Here is a 17,953-nt window from a genome sequence, read left to right as displayed (position 1 = left end):
AAACTTCAATATAAGACATCTCAAATAGTTCAATATAAATTTAATAGAGACGCAGCAATGTCTTGCACAAAAACAATCACCCATCCGCTCGATCCGTATTATTTCTGACAACTTCAGAAGAGTCTACGGCGATATTAATCCGCCTCTTCAACAACATAGAGATCTAAAAACGATCGCCCACTGATTAGTGCTTACAGTGAATATAGGCCGAACGCCTGCAATGATTCAAAAGCGACCTTCTTCCGGCTATGAATAAGCTCCAATTACCCATTTAACTTTTTCAAGCGCTTCGCGCAGCGCCCCCCTCTCTGCTGAGCCCAGCGCCAAGCGGATCGCATGGGGTACATGAGCAGAAGTGGCGAAAGGCTCAGCGGTTGAAACCGCCACATTTTCACGCATCAGCGCCATGGCGATCTGGTCAGCTCTTGCATCTTCAGACAAGGGCAGCCAAAGAAAATAGGACGAAGGGTGACTTACGCACGGAAGTCCTGCCAACACTTCACGGGCCATGGCTTGTCTGGCCTGCGCATCCCGGCGTTTTTCAGCTTCCAGTTGCATGACCGTGCCATCGTCAAGCCACGTGCTCGCGATCGCCGTCAGTACGCCTGGGGTATTCCAGGTGGTTGCCCTGATCGTTCGCTCCAACGCAGGCACTTTTTCAGCCGGGGCGGCGACGAAACCTACGCGCAATCCGGTGGCCACACTTTTGGAGAGCCCTGAAACGTAAACGGTCCTTTCAGGAGCGAGTTGCGCTAACGGTGCAGGCGGGTCCTCAGCAAGGAAGGCATAAGCGGCATCCTCGATGATGAGCAAGTCATGCCTGCGCGCAATCGTCACCAGCGACTCACGCTGATCCGCACTCATCACCCATCCCAGCGGATTGTGCAGCGTCGGCATTGAGTACACCGCCCGCACGCGGCGACGAAGGCACAGGCTGTCCAGCGCCTCCAGATCAGGCCCATGCTCGGTCACGGGAATGGGCACGATTTCAAGGTGCAAGGCTTCGGCCAGCACGATGAATCCTGAATAGGTCAGCGCATCCGCCGCAATCACATCACCGGGTTGCAGCAGCGCCATCATTGTCACGGCCAGCCCATGCTGGGCACCACTGACCACTAACACCTGCTCGGCATCCACCGTCAGCCCTCGGGCGAGCAAATGGCGCGCCACAGAGGCGCGCTCATGCGCACGCCCGGCGTGTGGCTGGTAGCGCAACAGGGACTCCAGATCACCGGCCGATGCGAGCTGGCGTAGCGCATTGCGCAAGAGTTCCGCCTGCCCTGGCAGCGAGGGGTAGTTGAAGTTGAGGTCGGTCATTCCGACTGCCACGTTTTTCTGGTCGATACCCAAGCCAGGCGGCAACGAAGTTTCCCGCACGAACGTGCCTCGCCCCGTCTCGCCACTGACCAGGCCCATGGCCTCAAGCTCTGCATAGACCCGAGAGGCGGTCACCAGCGCCAGCCCTTCTGTCGCTGCGAGCTGACGATGCGTCGGCAATCGCGTACCCGGCAACAATCGTCCGGACCGGATGTCAGCCGCAAAAGCATCCACTAATGACTTGTACCGTGAGCGAGGCATGCCGAGATGTATCCATGACAATTTTTTGATTGTAGTGACCGTCGATCATACGATGGATATCTGCAAATTGAGAGTGCCCTGAAATGGAACGGACCCTGCAAAACTCAACGACGGAAAAGACCGCGAGCGGATGGCTCAACGGGTTCATCGGCGTGCTGATTTTCAGCGGCTCGCTGCCGGCCACACGGTTGGCCGTGCTGGAATTCGACCCGGTTTTCCTGACGGTTGCCCGAGCGTCGATTGCCGGGGTTCTGGCGCTTTGCATGCTTGTGCTGTTTAAAGAAAATCGTCCCGCCAAGCGTCAACTTCTGCCCCTGGTGATCGTGGCGATGGGCGTTGTAGTCGGGTTTCCGCTGCTGACGGCGCTGGCGCTTCAGTACGTGACGTCGGCGCATTCCATCGTCTTCGTTGGCCTGTTGCCGCTCGCCACGGCGGTGTTCGGCGTATTGCGCGCAGGGGAGCGTCCACGGCCGGTGTTCTGGTTCTTCTCGGTCCTGGGAAGCGCGTTGGTCGTAGGGTTTGCGGTCTCTCAAGGCCTGACCGCTTCTGCGACAGGCGACATTCTCATGCTGCTGGCCATTCTCGCCTGCGGGCTGGGTTATGCCGAAGGTGCGAAGCTTTCCAGAACACTGGGTGGCTGGCAGGTGATCTCTTGGGCCTTGGTGCTGTCGCTGCCCGTCATGATTCCGCTGACCGGGTTCATGGCGCCTGCTTCGTTCTCGGGAATTACGACACCCGCGTGGATTAGCCTGGCTTACGTATCGATCTTCAGCATGCTGATCGGTTTCGTCTTCTGGTACCGCGGGCTTGCCCAAGGGGGGATTGCTGCCGTCGGCCAGCTTCAGCTGCTACAGCCGTTTTTTGGCTTGGCGCTGGCGGCCACGCTGCTTCACGAGCAGGTCAGCATTGGCATGCTGGGGGTTACCGTCGCGGTGATCCTTTGCGTTGCCGGGGCGCGAAAGTTTTCGAAGTGAACGGGCGCGACAAATAGGTCTCTTGCGTTAGTGAACCTTGTGTTGAAGCGCCAGTCATAGCCGAGCCGTGAAATCCACTTGCCCGCTCAGAGCTGTCCATCCATGCGCCAAACCCTCCTGTCCTTTCGCGTTGCCTCGCTCTGTTTCATTCCTCTGTTTTCCCTGTTCGCCAACCCCGCCCACGCCGGTGCCGAAAGGCAACTGGTGGAAGCCATCAACGATTACCGCGCTCACCCCGATCGCTGCTCGGGGCGCGCGGGTCGAGCGTTATCGCCGCTGGCGTTGAAGTCGAACCTGGCCTTGCCGATCGGCTATGGCGGCGGATTGCGCGATAGATTGAAAGCGTCCGGCTATCAGGCGGTGACGGTGCGCACCCTACGTGTGGTCGGTGCGCGGGATGCCGATGAGGCCTTCGACATGCTTCAGAGCGATCACTGCGCGGCGTTGCTCGATACCCAGTTCGCCGACATTGGCGTCAGTCGCGCCCGGAGCGAGTGGCAGATCGTGCTGGCGCGGCCGGTGCTCGACAATCAGGTGGGCGATACGCGAGCGGTCAGCAAGGCGTTGCTGGCACAGGTCAATGCGGCACGTTCAACGCCACGCCTCTGCGGTCGTCAACGCTTCGCCGCCGCACGGCCATTGGCCTGGAACGCAGCCTTGGGCGCTGCGGCGCAAGGGCACAGCAAAGCGATGGCCTACGGCAACTACTTTGCACACCAAGACCCCGACGGTGAGATGCCCGCGGACCGAGCGCGAGCTGCTGGTTTCCGTGGCCGGCAGATCGGCGAGAACATCGCTGCTGGTCAGGGTTCACCCGGCAAGGCAATGTCGGGTTGGCTGGCCAGTCCAGGGCATTGCGCCAACTTGATGAACCCGATGTTTACCCAGATGGGTGCGGCCTATGCAGCGGACGCACGCAGCGATGAGGGGGTTTACTGGACGATGTTGTTTGGGGCGCCTTGAGTGATTGAGCGGCGCCTTATTTGGGGCGCCGCACCGCCCTCACCTTTCCACTGCCACCGCCGCCGCAGAAAAACTGATCGCCACCGTCCGATTCAAGCCCCGACACCCCAACGCCGGCCGGCAGCTTCACGCTCTCCAGCACCTCGCCGGTCTTCGCATCAACATGGCGTAACTCACTCTCATCGCCTTCCCACGTGCCATGCCACAGTTGCCCATCGACCCAGGTCACCCCGGTGACGAAGCGGTTGGATTCGATAGTGCGAAGAATCGCGCCGGTCTCGGGATCGATCTGATGAATCTTGCGATCCTGATACTCACCGACCCACAACGTCCCTTCCGCCCACGTCAGCCCTGAGTCACTGCCGCCAGGCGCCGGGATAGTCGCGAGTACGCGGCCAGTCTGTGGGTCAATTTTCTGGATGCGATCCTCGGCGATCTGGAACAGGTGCTGGCCGTCGAAGGCGGTGCCGGCATGGGCGGCGACGTCGATTGAGCGCAGTGTTTTGCCACTCGTTGGGTCCAGGGCGTTGAGTGTGTCGCCGGTTGCAAACCAGACGTGCCGACCGTTCCAGGTGACGCCATGCACCGTGTCGACACCGGCAAAGGGTCCATATTCACGAAGGATTTGAGCTTCTGACTGTTTCATGTTGGTTTCCTCATCACGGGTGGGTGGCGTTCATCCTAGTCACCCGGCAGTGGCACCGGGAGTAACAAGGTCGTCGCGAAACCCGGCACCGGTGGGGTCATCCAGCGACGCGCCCGGCCGCGACCGAACGACTGCACCTTGCCCGCGCAGGCCAGCTCGTCGAGTGCCCGTTGCACCGTCCGCTGGCTGACGCCAAGGGCCAGTGCCAGCGCCGAGCTCGACCACGATTCACCGTCGACGAGGAAGGCGAACACCCCCGCGTGTTTCTCTTCGACGGGTTGCGCCAGCACCACAACGTCGCAGGCACTCAGCGACACCAGCGCAAAACCACGTTTAGTGGCGGTGACGCCGGCCCAGGGTTTAAGCGCCGCACGCAGTCGCCCGACTTCGACTCTCAAACGTACGCGCAGGGACTCATCGGCGAGCTTCAAACGAAAGGCCTGGGCAATCAGCGTTTCCCTCGACACGTCAGCCGGCCAGGCTTCGGCCAGTGCCCGTGCGAGAGCGAACAAGACCGGGCGTGTGGCGAGGGAAATCGACATGCCGGCGCCACGCACGACGTAGCGACACGCGTCCACGACCAGCGACGTTGAGCCGAGCAGCGCTTCAACCTCATCCAGCAACAGAGGCCGTTCTTCGCCACGGGCAATCAGCCGTGCGACAGGCGTGTTCAGGGCAAGGACAGCGTTTTCCACCTCCGCCGTCAGCGCAGGAATACCGGCATCGCGTGCGGCGTGTTCGGCCCTGGTGAGTGCTGATCGCGCCTTCTGCGTCTCGATTCGCCGCATCGCGATCCCCGCCACGACCAGTTCGTGGGCGGCGCGCAATGCCGGCGGTAAGGGTGCGGGGTCAAGCTGGGCGAGCAGCACGTCGGCCTCATCGAGATGCCCGATCAGCAGCAAACGCCGAATCTGCAGGTACCGCGCATGAGCGGCGTTCACTCGATCACCGTGCGCCTCAAGCGTCACCCGCGCCGAGTCGAGTACCTTCACCGGCCAGCCCAATTCCCGGGAGGCCAAGGCGATCTCGGCTTCAGCGACCACACACCGCGCCCGAGCCAAGGCCTCCTTCGGACCGAAGGCCCGCGCTGCTTCCTGCACCAGCGCCTTGGCCCGCACCAGATCGCCGAGTTGCGCCATCGCAATACCGCGCAACGCCAGCGCTGGCGCATCGTCGCGCAACGCGACCCGGTTCAGCGCGCCAAGCGGATCACCCGCTGCCAGCGCCTGTGCTGCGGCTGTAATCAGAGAATCCATATGAATCCCGCCACAGTTGTCACTCCCACCGTCGGATGTTCGGTGTTGAGTCTAATTCACGATCCTCCACCAGGCTTTTCCAGAAGCGCTCGCAACTCTCGTTTCGCAGCACGACGGGGCAAGCTTTATTGCCGATCGCGCAGACGCCATCGCGATCAAACGTATAAAAGTTCGCAAAGCCCATAACAGAATCGTCGCTCTCAACCACCGTTGAGTCAGAACGTTGAGCAATCGATGCCTGCAGTTGATCTTCCGTCAGCGGGTATTGCGCCTTCGGGAACATAAAGAACAGCTCTTGGGGATTTTGAGAGGAAAGGCGCAAAGTGTCGGAATATCTTCAGCGCTGACGGGGCGGTGGGTCAGGTGCATGGTTTGGATCCACTCCAAGGGTCGGTGTGGCAGATTACTTTTTGCGGATGATGGAGAGAAGCGTGAAATCAGCTTCCTTTTCAGTCTCGTCACAGTTCATGTCAGGCTATTACGACCAACGGCGAGACGGGCCCGTCAATTCCGCTGGCTCGAATCGGCATCCCTCTAATCCGCCAGTTTCAGCCTGTCAATTGAGTGTTGCTGATCGACATGGCAGCGCACTACAAACAATTTCTTACAAAACAAAAATTCATAAAATCCGATCTTGTACTATCGAGTGTTAATTTGAGCGCCTGATCAGGCCCATGAGATGCCAAAGTCTTAATTATGCGCATCAAATTTCCCAGCCTTCCTGCCTTCGGTGCATACCTTGCACTTTCTTGCCTGTTTGCAGCCGCGTGGTTCGTCAACCCTGCCAATACGCACTCTTCCTTTGCCCTGATAAGTCCCGTGATGGCAGTGGCCGGCCAAGTGGCCAAGCCCATTTATACCAGCCGTTTCGCCTCCTCAGGGCTGGTTGACTTCGTGCATTCCTCGGCGGTCACCGCGTTGCCCGACGGTAGCCTGATGACGGTCTGGTTCGCTGGCTCGCGCGAAGGCGCGGCCGATGTGCAGGTGCGCTCCGCCCGTTTCGACTCGAAAACCGGCGAATGGGGGGCTGAACAGGTATTGGCGACTCGGAATTCGACCCAACAGGGCACTCGAAAATACATTCGCAAACTGGGCAACCCTGTGGTTGCCCTCGCGCCGGATAATCGCCTGTGGTTGTTCTACGTGTCTGTGTCCATGGGTGGCTGGGCCGGTAGCGCGGTCAATGTGATGGTTTCAGACGACTTCGGTGTGCATTGGTCCGCGCCGCGCCAGCTGATCACTTCACCCTTTCTGAACATCAGCACCCTGGTCCGGTCGGCACCGGTGTTTCATGCCGACGGCTCCATCGGTTTACCGGTCTACCACGAATTTCTGGGCAAGTTTGCCGAGTACCTCTACCTGGGCGCAGACGGCGATGTGATCGACAAATTCCGCATCAGCCACGGCAAGAACTCATTGCAACCCACGGTGGTTCCGCTGGACGGGCAGCGCGGCATCGCCTTGCTGCGCTATGCCGGCAACACCCACCACCGTGTTCTGGCGACCCGCACCGAAGACGCCGGACAAACCTGGAGTGAGCCTTATCCGCTCGATCCCTCAAATCCGAATTCCTCGCTGGCGGCCGTCGCGACGCCCGAACACGGGTTGCTGGTGGCGCTCAACGACCTGCAGGAGGGGCGCTTCAAGCTGAGTCTTTACGGGACCGATGCAAAAATGGACGATTGGCGCTCGTTGCGCGACCTCGATAAGTCACCCGATCCAGCGGGCGCGCCGTTTTCACCCGAGGCCTACAAGGAAATCATCGGCAGAGAGTTCCGCGGTTCCAGTGGCGCTCTGCGTCAACCGCTGGAGGCGCAGTTCCTGGACAACCTCGACAACCGTGTCTGTAAAAGCCAAGGGTGTGAATTCGAATATGAATACCCGTACTTCATCCGCAGTCCCGACGGTATGTATCACTTGGTTTATTCCTGGAACAACACCTTCATCAAGCACGTCACCTTTAACGATGCGTGGCTCAACGAGCGTCTCAAATGATCAGCCTGTGGCAAGCCCATGCCAGCTTCGCAATGATCCTTTTCCTGGTGCTGCCTGCTTTCGGCCTGGCCAGGACCTGGCGGATCGCCCTGTTGGCCGCGTTGTTGGCCGCCAGTTTCATACCGCTGGACGGGTTGTCGTTGGCCGCCTACTTGCGTAGCTACATTGATGACCTGGCGATCACCACCCTGGTGTTCATGGCGTGGGGCTGCTTGCGTCGGCTGGACGTCCTGCCACCTGCGCGGGGTAAAACCAGCGTATTGATCCTCTTCGCCGCAATGGCCCTGGTGCTGTACCCGGCAACCCTGGGCATGAGTGATCTGGACCCCTATCGGTTTGGCTACAGCCCGCGCCCCATGTTGATTTTCCTCGCAGTGCTCACACTGGGTCTGTTTTACCTGCGCAATGGCCTGGCCGTCGTAATGCTGGCCAGCGCGACCCTGGCGTTCATCGCCGGGGTGAAACCTTCGCAAAACTATTGGGATTACCTGATTGATCCGCTGCTGGGTCTGTATTGCTGCGTGGCACTGCTGATGCTTGCCATGCGCTGGACGTTTCGCAGGGTACGCAATCGGCGCGGTGCCGTGGGCGACATGCCCAAATCCGTTTGAGATTCAACGACTTTAATAACAGGGGAACATGGATGGGTTGGCTGCAATCGAGACGTTTGCATTACTGGTTGGGCGCGACGGCGATTACGTTTACGCTGTTTGCACTGCTCAGGGTCGTGTTTTTCTTCGGCTTTTCCGGTTTCGACGCCAGCGCCCTGATCGACCAAAATGCTGTCGTGGAAACCCTCGGCATCGGCTTTCGCTTTGATCTACGCCTGGCCATCCTGGTCGTGTTGCCGTTGGCGTTGCTCGCCTGGATTCCTCGTTGGAATCTGGTCGGCAGCCATCTGCTTCGCCGGATCGCACGCGTTTATCTGGTTGCAGCCCTGAGCGTCCTGCTGCTGATTTACATCATCGACTTCGGCCATTACGCCTACCTGGGCGTGCGAATCAACGCCACCGTGCTGCGCTTCATCGAGGATGCGCAAATATCCCGTGACATGGTCTGGCAAACTTACCCGGTTATCTGGATTTCACTGGGTTGGCTGGTAACGGTCACGCTGGCGATACTGGCCTTGGTGCGTCTGGAACGCGTAACGCTGGACCGCCCGCGCAAAGCCATTCACCCGCTCTCTGCGACATGGGGCGGCGCGCTGATGGTGGTGTTGGTGCTGCTGGGCATTTTAGGTCGTGTCGAAAACATGAACCTTGAAAATCCGGTCCCGTTACGCTGGAGCGATGCGTTCTTCTCGGGCAATAACCAGGTGGCCGCGTTGGGCCTGAACCCGGTGTTGTTCCTCTACGACACGGTCAAAGTCGGCCAGTCGCGCTATGACGAAGCGCAGGTGCGCGAACACTACCCGGTGATGGCCAACTACCTGGGGGTGGACAAGCCCGACCCGCAAACCCTTGATTTCGTACGTCAACAGGCGCCACAACCTTACAAAGTACCGGGTTCCCGGCCGCCGAACGTAATGTTCGTCATGCTTGAATCGCTGGGCACCAGCGCCGTCGGGGCTTATGGCAACCCGATCAATCCGACGCCCAATATTGATCGCCTGGCCACTCAGAGCTGGTTCTTCGAGCACTTTTATGTGCCGGTGACGGGGACCGCAAAAACCGTCTGGGCGAGCATTAGCGGGGTGCCTGACGTCACCCGCCAGGAAACCGCGACGCGTAATCCGCTGATCACCAAGCAAAACACACTGATCAACGCCTTCACCGATTACGAGAAGATCTACACCATCGGCGGCAACTCCGGTTGGGCCAACATGAATGCCTTGATTCGGCAAAGCATCGACGGCGTTCGCTTGTTTGAAGAGCGGGACTGGAAATCCCCGGTGGTGGATGTCTGGGGGATTTCAGACCTGGATCTGTTCAAGGAAACCGACCAGATCTTGCAAGCGCTGCCCAAGGACAAACCGTTCTTTGCGTATGTACAGACGGCGGGCAATCACCGTCCCTTCACGATTCCCAAGAGCAACGATGGATTCGAAGTCAAGCACCCTACCCTGGCGGAAGTCCAGGCCGCAGGATCGCGCAGTGTCGAGCAGTACAACGCCGTGCGTTTGCTGGACTTCAACATCGGACGCTTGATGGAAATAGCCAAAGCAGGCGGCTACTACGAAAACACCATTTTCGTGTTGTTTGGCGACCATAACACCCGAATCGCCCAGATCCCTTTCCTGGCACCCGCCTACGAGCAACTAGGCCTGGAAAGCAACGCGGTGCCGATGATCATCCACGCGCCGGGCTTGCTCGGGACGCGCAAGGTCAAAGAAGCGGTCGGCCTGGTGGACTTGCTGCCCACCGTGGCGGGCATGGCCGGTCTTGAGTTTCGCAACAGCGGCATGGGCCGTGATATCCAGCAGCCAGCGCCCGAGGGTGAGCGTGTGGTGCCACTGGTATTACGTGAAGGCACATTCCCGCTGATTGCCGGCGTGACTCAACACTACATGGTGCAGATGGAGCACGACGGCAGCTCGCCAAGTCTCCATGACCTGGCCTCACCGACGCCACTGGACAACGTCGCCGAGAAAAATCCGGAAGAGTTCAAACGCCTGTCACAGTTGACTCGCGCCATGCATGAAACCTCAAGGTTGATGCTGTACCAGAACGTGCGAAAGTAACGGCTTCCCCGCGTCTATGCTGCAAATAGACGCGGGCCCACCGCTGAATGCCGGTAAAAGACTCTGCCTATCGCGACCCAATACTCCACCTATTAGCTGACTTCCCAACCGGGGTCTAACCTTACTCGAGTGCTGGCACCCTAGCCGGCCGGTCAAGAGCTGATAAGGAGATAGGAATGGGTCAGAAACCTGACTAAACCTGCCGTAGGCCACCGTGCAGGCAACTCGATTGCCACTGTTCAGAATTCCCGTGATCAAAACAATCAGTTGATCAAACTGCTGGCCCTGCAGCCTGTGTCATTGGTTTCGCTCGTTGCTATTTAAACGCCCACGCTGGGCCGGATAGCCGGATGAACACGACCAAAGGTAGCTCACACATGGCAAATGAATCGAAATGCCCGTTCAATCACGCCGCTGGCGGTGGCACGACGAACCGCGATTGGTGGCCGAACCAACTGAATCTGAAGATCCTGCACCAGCACTCGTCCCTGTCCGACCCCATGGACGAGGATTTCAACTACACCGAAGCTTTCAAAACCCTGGACTTTGAAGCGGTCAAAAGAGACCTGACGGCGTTGATGACCGATTCGCAAGACTGGTGGCCGGCGGACTTCGGTCACTACGGGCCGCTCTTCATTCGCATGGCCTGGCACTCCGCCGGTACCTACCGCACCGGCGATGGCCGTGGTGGCGCCGGTTCCGGCCAGCAGCGCTTTGCGCCGCTCAACAGTTGGCCAGACAACGTCAGCCTCGACAAGGCGCGCCGGCTGCTCTGGCCGATCAAGCAAAAATATGGCCGCAACATCTCCTGGGCTGACCTGATCGTCCTCACCGGCAACGTCGCGCTGGAGTCCATGGGTTTCAAGACCTTTGGCTATTCCGGTGGTCGTCCGGACGTCTGGGAACCGGATGAAGACGTTTACTGGGGCTCTGAAAACAAATGGCTGGGCGGCGACACGCGCTATGGGAAAGAAAATGAGCCCATGCAAGAACCCGGCGAAGGCCCACTCGTTGCCGAGCCGGGGGAAAATGAGGAGAGCCGTACCGAACAGGGGCGCAACCTGGAGAACCCGCTCGCGGCCGTGCAGATGGGCCTGATTTACGTGAACCCTGAAGGACCGGAAGGCAACCCGGATCCCGTCGCTGCCGGGAAGGACATCCGCGAGACCTTCGGCCGCATGGCCATGAATGACGAAGAAACCGTGGCACTGATTGCCGGCGGCCACGCCTTCGGCAAGACCCACGGCGCTGGACCTGCCGACAACGTCGGCGCCGAGCCCGAAGCCGCCGGCCTCGAAGCGCAAGGCTTTGGCTGGAAGAACAGCTTCGGCACGGGCAAAGGGCCGGACACCATCACCAGCGGCCTGGAAGTCACCTGGACCACAACGCCCACCCGGTGGAGCAACAACTATCTGGAGAACCTCTTCGGCTTCGAATGGGAACTGAGCAAAAGCCCGGCCGGTGCGAACCAGTGGATCGCAAAAAACGGCGCCGGTGCCGGCATCATTCCGGATGCTCACGACCCGTCCAAGCGTCGTAATCCGACCATGCTGACCACCGACCTGGCGCTGCGATTCGACCCAATCTATGAACCGATTTCGCGGCGCTTCCTGGAAAATCCGGACCAATTGGCCGACGCGTTCGCCCGCGCCTGGTTCAAGCTGATCCACCGCGACATGGGCCCCCTCTCCCGCTACCTCGGCCCGGAAATGCCAAGCGAAGAACTGCTGTGGCAAGACCCGATTCCAGCGGTAAACCATGCCCTGGTCAACGACAGTGACGTCGCCGCACTCAAGAGCAAACTCCTGGCCTCGGGCCTGACAATCTCGCAGCTTGTATCAACTGCCTGGGCGGCGGCCTCGACCTTTCGTGGCTCCGACAAACGCGGCGGCGCCAACGGTGCGCGTCTGCGTCTGGCTCCGCAGAAATTCTGGCAAGCCAACCAGCCTGAGCAACTGGCGAACGTGCTGGCGAAACTCGAGAGTATTCAGAGCGAGTTCAACAACAGCGGCAAGAAGATCTCGCTGGCAGACCTGATCGTGCTGGCCGGTTGCGCTGGCGTCGAACAGGCGGCGAAAAACGCTGGTCACAGCGTCACGGTTGCATTCACACCGGGGCGGATGGACGCCTCCCAGGAACAGACGGATGTGGAGTCTTTCGGCTTCCTCGAACCCATCGCCGATGGTTTCCGTAACTATCTCAAAAGCAGATACCGCGTATCGGCCGAGCAGCTGTTGATCGACAAGGCGCAACTGCTGACACTCACCGCGCCAGAAATGACCGCGCTTATTGGCGGTATGCGCGTGCTGAACACCAACGTCGGACAAACCAAACACGGTATGTTCACGCAGCAGCCGGAGGCGTTGACCAACGACTTCTTCAAGAACCTGCTGGATATGGGCGTGGAATGGAAACCGGTCTCGGAGGCTAACGAGGAGTTTGAAGGGCGCGATCGCAAAACCGGCGAAGTGAAGTGGACAGCCACCCGTCTCGATCTCGTCTTCGGCTCACATGCGCAGTTGCGAGCGTTGGCTGAAGTCTATGCAACCGCAGATGCGAAGGAAAAGTTTGTTAAAGACTTCGTGGCTGCCTGGACCAAGGTGATGAACCTGGATCGCTTCGATCTTAAGTAACGCGAGCGGTAGTGCTGAAACTGCAACGCCTCCCAGTGTGGAGGCGTTGTGCTTTTTGCTGATTGAAGGTAGTGATTAAACGGGAGAAATCGTGGAAAGGGCACCGATCAAAATGGTCAACACCAGAAATCCACCCAGGAAAATTGCCATCTTGCCCATTGGGCCTCCTACGGTATAAGTGTGCAGTGCAGCGGATGCCGCGACTGTGGAGCGTGCGGTCATTGTGAGCTGGCGGCTGCGTGCGTTACAGATGCAGATAGCGAAGGGAAATACGGATCAGCCCCGAACATGTAGGCGCTGGCGAAGCCTGCGTTCTTTTGATCTTAAAAACAATATGGCCACGCGCCACCAATCGACTCCTCGCTGGCAGCGGTTATCATCCGGGCTCAGGAACGCAATAGGCGCAACCGTCAGATAGTTGCAGCGTCGCCATACCCCAACCAATGCGCTGGGATTTTTACGGATGAATAACGATTCAGGTATCAAGGAATGAGTGGCTACGTACCCAACCCGCCAAAAAACTATCGTTACGACGAGGCGAAACCCGTCGATATTCATGCTCAACGTTGGGCGGAGTATGAAAAACACGGCAAAGAACCCGCGCCACTACTGGCCAATTTGACGGTTGCTCTGAGAATTGGCGTCTTCTTCGATGGCACCGGCAACAACGCTAACAACACATCGGCTGGCTTGCTCTGCGGAGCTCGACACCCGATTGCGCCAGAAGATATCGATGCCAGCTGTCAGCCGTTCATGTCCGACCCGGATAGCAGTTACGGCAATGACGTCAGCAATGTGAAGAAGCTGAGCGATCTGTATTACGCCCCTCCTGAAGCGGAAGGTGACGGGCAACAAAAAATTGCTTTTCGCATGGCCTACATTGAAGGTATCGGCACTGAGTCGGGTGAAAAAGACAGCTTCATTGGATTGAGTGCCGGCCGCGGTGAAACAGGTATAGCCGGTTGCGTGGAAACGGCCTTTAGTCGTATCAATGTACTTTTTGACGATTTCCTAAAAGAGAATCCTGACAGCAAAATTTCATCATTGACCTTCGACACCTTCGGTTTCAGCCGAGGGGCTGCGGCCGCTCGACATTTCTCGAATGAGATCCTTCGCTGTAAACAAGGCCCGTTAGGAGACCTTCTGCGCAGGAACGCCAAAGCCTTCAGCCCAAGCTTCAGTGATCAATTCAGCAGCGGAATTATCATGGGTTTCATAGGGTTGTTCGACACCGTTCCGTCTATTGCGGGACTGGCTAACATGGGCAACATCAAAAGTGCCATCGCTCCCGGCCTCAAGCTCTACCTGGACCGCAAATACTTCACTGATGTCGTCCAGTTGGTTGCTCGTGATGAGTGTCGAGCAAACTTTGCATTGAGTCGAGTCAAGCCCGCTCACCCGGAAATCACCCTCCCGGGCGTCCATTCGAATATCGGTGGCGGTTATCTTGAAGACGCTATTGAATGTGTCCTGATCAGTCCGATGCAAGCGCTTGATGTGCCAATCAACAGCGATGTGACTACCACGCCGATCTACCGAGACGCTGCGCAAGTAAAAAGCCAATGGATCATCAAAGGCTGGCCGGCAGAGCTTCTTGAGATTGTTACACCGACAGCATTCACACTGCCTCAAAAGAACGATGAACGATTCACCCCAGGTCAAAAGCGCGTCTATGCGGGACTGCAACTCAAGCGGCCCGTAAGTGGCAAGTTATCGAGGGTTTATCTGCGTCTGATGTACGAATTAGCCAAGGAGAAAGGCGTACGTTTCAACGACATTGAAGGGTACGGTCCAGACTTCGCTGTGCCGCAGGAGCTCAAATCAATGTCCGATAGATTCATAAAAGGTAATTACACCGTCACGTCGGATGAAGAGCGGTTACTCAGGCTGCATTACATCCACACCTCCGCCAACTGGAATCATCCCCTGGGTAAAAGAGACGGTAGTGGCCTTAAAGCGGTCTATATCAACGCCCCCACTAATGATGCGATAAGAGTGCAACATCCTCATGTACCTGACTGGACATTGTTTTGATGCGCTTATTCGTTGCTCTGTTCAGCACACTTCTGATCGTAGGCTGCCAGGCCGCAGCTCCCTTGTCAGGAAAGAATGATCCTAAAGACCACTGGTGGAGCCTCGATTTCATGGCTCCAAGCTATATGTCTGGGCTGGTCGAACACAGCTCCGTAGTGGACCTCCAAGGGAAAACATTTGAGCGGCGCGGTGGAGGTGAAATCGGTACCGGTTCGCCCGACGATGCAACAGAAGTAGCAAAAGGTTGGTACAAGATCAGCGGGAACGTGAAACCAGTGGTTGGAGCCGATCTGCCCGAGCGAATTTTCGTACGCTGGCAATCCGCTGTGGAACCAAAGACCTATCGAGCCTGGGTTGATATTCCGGAAAATGCACGCGAGATCATGCACACCTCAACCAACCAACGATGCCCGCAAGCCCCCGAAAAGGTCGCTCGTTTTACAGCTTCGATCATCTTGGGTCTTGCTCCAGGTGGTGTCGTCCAGGTTTGGGTACGCGATAGCTGCAACAACGCTATCAAAGTCGCCCGTACCCAAGCCGAAGTGGAGCCGTTAGGGCCTTACCTTGGCAAATCAGGTAGCAAGTACTATCAGCAATCCGAGGCATCCAAACGCTACGTCGAAACGTACGGAATCCCCTATGGCAGCTGGTGACCGTAAATGCTGTCGAAGGCTCGGGCCGCGTTCGGACGATATCTCGCTCACTCGTAAAGGCACCTTCGCACCGTTCGTGCGGCCTACTCCTCAAAGCGACCCGTCGCGTCACGATCGCGCTCGTATCGTCGCGTGAGCGGAAACGGCGGCAACCAGGACTCGCGACGGACGATCCAGCTTTCGTAGGTGGGCATCAGCTGGTCAGGGGTATCCAGGGATCCCAGGTTCACTTCGATTTCGTCGGCGGTGCGTGCAAAAACGGGCGAGCCGCAGCGGGGACAGAAACAGCGACCGGCGTAGTCGCGTGTCTCGCCATTGATCGTCACCGCATTCTGAGGGAACACCGCAGAAGCGTGAAAAAGGGCTCCATGATGCTTGCGGCAGTCGAGACAGTGACAAAGGCCGACCCGGTATGGGCGTCCCGTAGCCTCAATTCGGACATTGCCGCACAGGCAACCGCCTGTGAATCGGTCCATGCTGCGTCTCCTCTAAAATCAAGCGGTCGGAATGTTTGCAACGCAAAGCCGGATTTCCCGAGTGACGCGCCGGCGTGACCTTGCAGAAGGCCAATTTCGGTGATTATGACGCAGGTAAAGCGTCCCAGATAAGGTCCGATCCACCAGCATTTGTCCTATCCTTCTATCCAACCAACAACTCCGGAGATCGAAATGCCCGCCTCCGAATCTACCCTCCTCCAAAGTTGGCACCACAACGCCCAATCCTGGATCGAAGCCATTCGCACCGGCACCATTGAAAGCCGCCTCAAAGTCACAGACCAGGCAATTCTGCTGGCGGTGCTAAGCCGCCAGCCCGAGTGCGTGCTCGACCTGGGTTGCGGCGAGGGCTGGCTGTTGCGTGCGCTGGCTAAACGGGGCATCGAGGCGGTCGGTGTGGATGGCGATGCGACGCTAGTCGAGGCGGCTCGGGCGGCGGGTTCTTCGCAGGTGCACTTGGCGAGCTATGAAGCGTTGGTGGAGGCGAAGGTGGGCATCGGCAGCGACTACGACCTGATCTGCGCCAACTTCGCCCTGCTGCACCAGGACATTATCCCGCTGCTCACCGCCATGAACGCCCTGCTCGCCCCTGGCGGTGCGTTGGTGATCCAGACGCTGCATCCGTGGACCGCGGCGGCGGGCGACTATCAGGATGGTTGGCGGGAAGAGACCTTCGCTGGGTTCAAAGGGCAGTGGCAACCCATGCCGTGGTACCTGCGCACCTTGTCCAGTTGGCTTAATGCGCTGGACATGGCCGGTTTTCGGCTGGCCAGCCTGCAGGAGCCGCAGCACCCGCAAAGTCCTGTGCCGCAGTCGTTGCTGTTGGTGGCGGAGCAACGGGGGTGAACCCCACGCCCGGTTATTCACGCCCCTGGGCCGACTTTTCTAGGCGGCGGTCATGATGGGAACAGGTCCAGTGTGCGCTCAACCTCTTGAATGTCGATTTTGAAGCCATCGCCCTCAGGCGTTCCGACCACAAAGCCAAAGTTCTGGTGGTCGCGATCCGTCAGGTACTTGAAGTAGCTGACGAAACGGTTCGGTGGTTGCAGTGCCAGCAACGAACCACCCGGCTGCAGTACATTGACACCATGTACGAGCTGGCTCCCTTCGACCCCCACCACGGTCCGCGCTCCGGCACACGTCGCCACTATGGTCGGGACATCGGTTTTCAAAGGATCGATGATGCGAAACCCCCTACACGTGCGCAGATGTTCAGCGAGCTCAATTTCATTGCGCAAAAAGCGCAAGTCACCGTCGCCACCCCGGAGAATGAACACGCCAGGGTGAGACTCGTAGCTCACGTGCGACAGTAGCTTTTCACCCATGGCACGGAAACGTAAATGCCGGCTTCGATTGTTGCTCACATCGTCGAATAGCACGAGCTCACGAAAAAACGCACCGTTCAAGCGAACCGGTTTCATGCCAAACCAGTCCTCATACGCGGGGGCCTGGGTAAATAGGGGAAACCTGGCGGATGGCGCGGTGGTCACCGGGACGCCTTCGTCGCAGGCCAACGAATAGGTCGGGCAGTCTTCCATCAACCATGTGCCAAACCATGTATTTCCATTTTGCGTGCAGTAAGCGGCACCGCGCTCGATCTCGTTTTCCACAAGAATTCGCGGAAACATTCCCGGTTTGAGAGACAACCACAGACTTGCATTGTCCTTGTAAAGCGCGCCATCAATCAGCCAGACATCCTTGATCAAGTAGCCACGGGTCGGGCCCTGTACCACGTCACCCAGCCCTTCCATGGTGCGAGCGGGATGCTCGAAAGGATAAAAGCGCTTCGCCTCCCATCCAGTCACACGTTCCATTTGACCGGGCAGGAAGATAGCCGGCGGCGAATGCGATATCCCACCCGGCGCAATATCCCAGCTTTTCACCGCCCGGCTTTTCAAGTTGATCTCCGCCTTGCGTGCCAGCCTTTTTCTCGCCATATACCTGTAGGCGGCAAGGGTCCATTTTTTTCGATTGCCAGCGGTCGCAGTGCTTATTTCCGAGACATCGCTTTCCATGAAAAGTCCTCCCTGCGGGACAGGGTCAATAG

General features: G+C 58.3%; 14 protein-coding genes and 1 pseudogene. 9 read left to right on the top strand and 6 right to left on the bottom strand.

Annotated features, from left to right (window positions below; all coding sequences use genetic code 11):
* Nucleotides 1–246: 246 nt before the first annotated feature.
* A complete protein-coding gene (locus ACYZTR_RS12440) occupies nucleotides 247–1,578 on the bottom strand; it encodes an aminotransferase-like domain-containing protein (RefSeq protein ID WP_461979690.1) in 1,332 nt (443 codons plus the stop codon).
* A gap of 83 nt (nucleotides 1,579–1,661) precedes the next feature.
* Between ACYZTR_RS12440 and ACYZTR_RS12435 the strand changes: the two genes are divergently transcribed.
* Nucleotides 1,662–2,552 (top strand): DMT family transporter, encoded by an 891-nt coding sequence (locus ACYZTR_RS12435; RefSeq protein WP_461979169.1) that lies wholly within the window; start codon nucleotides 1,662–1,664, stop codon nucleotides 2,550–2,552.
* 102 nt (nucleotides 2,553–2,654) lie between these two features.
* Entirely contained in the window at nucleotides 2,655–3,515 is an 861-nt protein-coding gene (locus ACYZTR_RS12430) for a CAP domain-containing protein (protein WP_461979167.1), read from the top strand.
* A 16-nt stretch (nucleotides 3,516–3,531) separates the two neighbouring features.
* On the opposite strand, the gene ACYZTR_RS12425 is transcribed toward ACYZTR_RS12430, so the two are convergent.
* From ACYZTR_RS12425 to ACYZTR_RS12415, 3 genes and pseudogenes are all read right to left on the bottom strand, one after another.
* The gene (locus ACYZTR_RS12425; RefSeq protein WP_461979166.1) at nucleotides 3,532–4,161 is read right to left on the bottom strand and encodes a Vgb family protein; all 630 of its coding nucleotides are present in this window, start codon (nucleotides 4,159–4,161) and stop codon (nucleotides 3,532–3,534) included.
* A 35-nt stretch (nucleotides 4,162–4,196) separates the two neighbouring features.
* Nucleotides 4,197–5,417, bottom strand: a complete 1,221-nt coding sequence (locus ACYZTR_RS12420) for a helix-turn-helix domain-containing protein (RefSeq protein ID WP_461979164.1) — start codon at nucleotides 5,415–5,417, stop codon at nucleotides 4,197–4,199.
* A gap of 127 nt (nucleotides 5,418–5,544) precedes the next feature.
* Nucleotides 5,545–5,786 (bottom strand): annotated as a pseudogene (locus ACYZTR_RS12415) (GNAT family protein); the annotation flags it as partial.
* A gap of 327 nt (nucleotides 5,787–6,113) precedes the next feature.
* Between ACYZTR_RS12415 and ACYZTR_RS12410 the strand changes: the two are divergent.
* From ACYZTR_RS12410 to ACYZTR_RS12385, 6 genes are all read left to right on the top strand, one after another.
* Nucleotides 6,114–7,412 (top strand): sialidase family protein, encoded by a 1,299-nt coding sequence (locus tag ACYZTR_RS12410; protein WP_461979162.1) that lies wholly within the window; start codon nucleotides 6,114–6,116, stop codon nucleotides 7,410–7,412.
* A complete protein-coding gene (locus ACYZTR_RS12405) occupies nucleotides 7,409–8,023 on the top strand; it encodes a hypothetical protein (RefSeq protein WP_461979160.1) in 615 nt (204 codons plus the stop codon). The genes ACYZTR_RS12410 and ACYZTR_RS12405 overlap by 4 nt, the downstream gene beginning before the upstream one ends.
* A gap of 32 nt (nucleotides 8,024–8,055) precedes the next feature.
* Nucleotides 8,056–10,092: an LTA synthase family protein gene (locus ACYZTR_RS12400; protein WP_461979158.1), complete on the top strand. Its 2,037-nt coding sequence runs from the start codon at nucleotides 8,056–8,058 to the stop codon at nucleotides 10,090–10,092.
* Nucleotides 10,093–10,469: 377 nt separating this feature from the next.
* A complete protein-coding gene (gene katG / locus ACYZTR_RS12395; RefSeq protein WP_461979156.1) occupies nucleotides 10,470–12,725 on the top strand; it encodes a catalase/peroxidase HPI in 2,256 nt (751 codons plus the stop codon).
* A 489-nt stretch (nucleotides 12,726–13,214) separates the two neighbouring features.
* Nucleotides 13,215–14,759 (top strand): T6SS phospholipase effector Tle1-like catalytic domain-containing protein, encoded by a 1,545-nt coding sequence (locus ACYZTR_RS12390; protein ID WP_461979154.1) that lies wholly within the window; start codon nucleotides 13,215–13,217, stop codon nucleotides 14,757–14,759.
* Nucleotides 14,759–15,412 (top strand): DUF2931 family protein, encoded by a 654-nt coding sequence (locus ACYZTR_RS12385; protein WP_461979152.1) that lies wholly within the window; start codon nucleotides 14,759–14,761, stop codon nucleotides 15,410–15,412. The genes ACYZTR_RS12390 and ACYZTR_RS12385 overlap by 1 nt, the downstream gene beginning before the upstream one ends.
* 83 nt (nucleotides 15,413–15,495) lie before the next feature.
* Here the strand turns inward: ACYZTR_RS12385 and ACYZTR_RS12380 are convergent, their stop codons facing one another.
* Nucleotides 15,496–15,888 (bottom strand): GFA family protein, encoded by a 393-nt coding sequence (locus ACYZTR_RS12380; protein ID WP_461979150.1) that lies wholly within the window; start codon nucleotides 15,886–15,888, stop codon nucleotides 15,496–15,498.
* Nucleotides 15,889–16,080: 192 nt separating this feature from the next.
* Here ACYZTR_RS12380 and ACYZTR_RS12375 point away from each other — a divergent pair, with 192 nt between their 5' ends.
* On the top strand, nucleotides 16,081–16,752 hold the full coding sequence (locus ACYZTR_RS12375) for a class I SAM-dependent methyltransferase (RefSeq protein WP_461979148.1): 672 nt from the start codon (nucleotides 16,081–16,083) through the stop codon (nucleotides 16,750–16,752).
* 50 nt (nucleotides 16,753–16,802) lie between these two features.
* On the opposite strand, the gene ACYZTR_RS12370 is transcribed toward ACYZTR_RS12375, so the two are convergent.
* The gene (locus ACYZTR_RS12370; RefSeq protein WP_461979146.1) at nucleotides 16,803–17,921 is read right to left on the bottom strand and encodes a glycosyltransferase 61 family protein; all 1,119 of its coding nucleotides are present in this window, start codon (nucleotides 17,919–17,921) and stop codon (nucleotides 16,803–16,805) included.
* Between the last annotated feature and the right edge of the window lie 32 nt (nucleotides 17,922–17,953).

It is taken from the genome of Pseudomonas sp. Hz4 (assembly GCF_054898165.1).
Note: the sequence above shows the minus strand (reverse complement) of the source record. Positions and strands in the feature narration are given on the sequence as shown.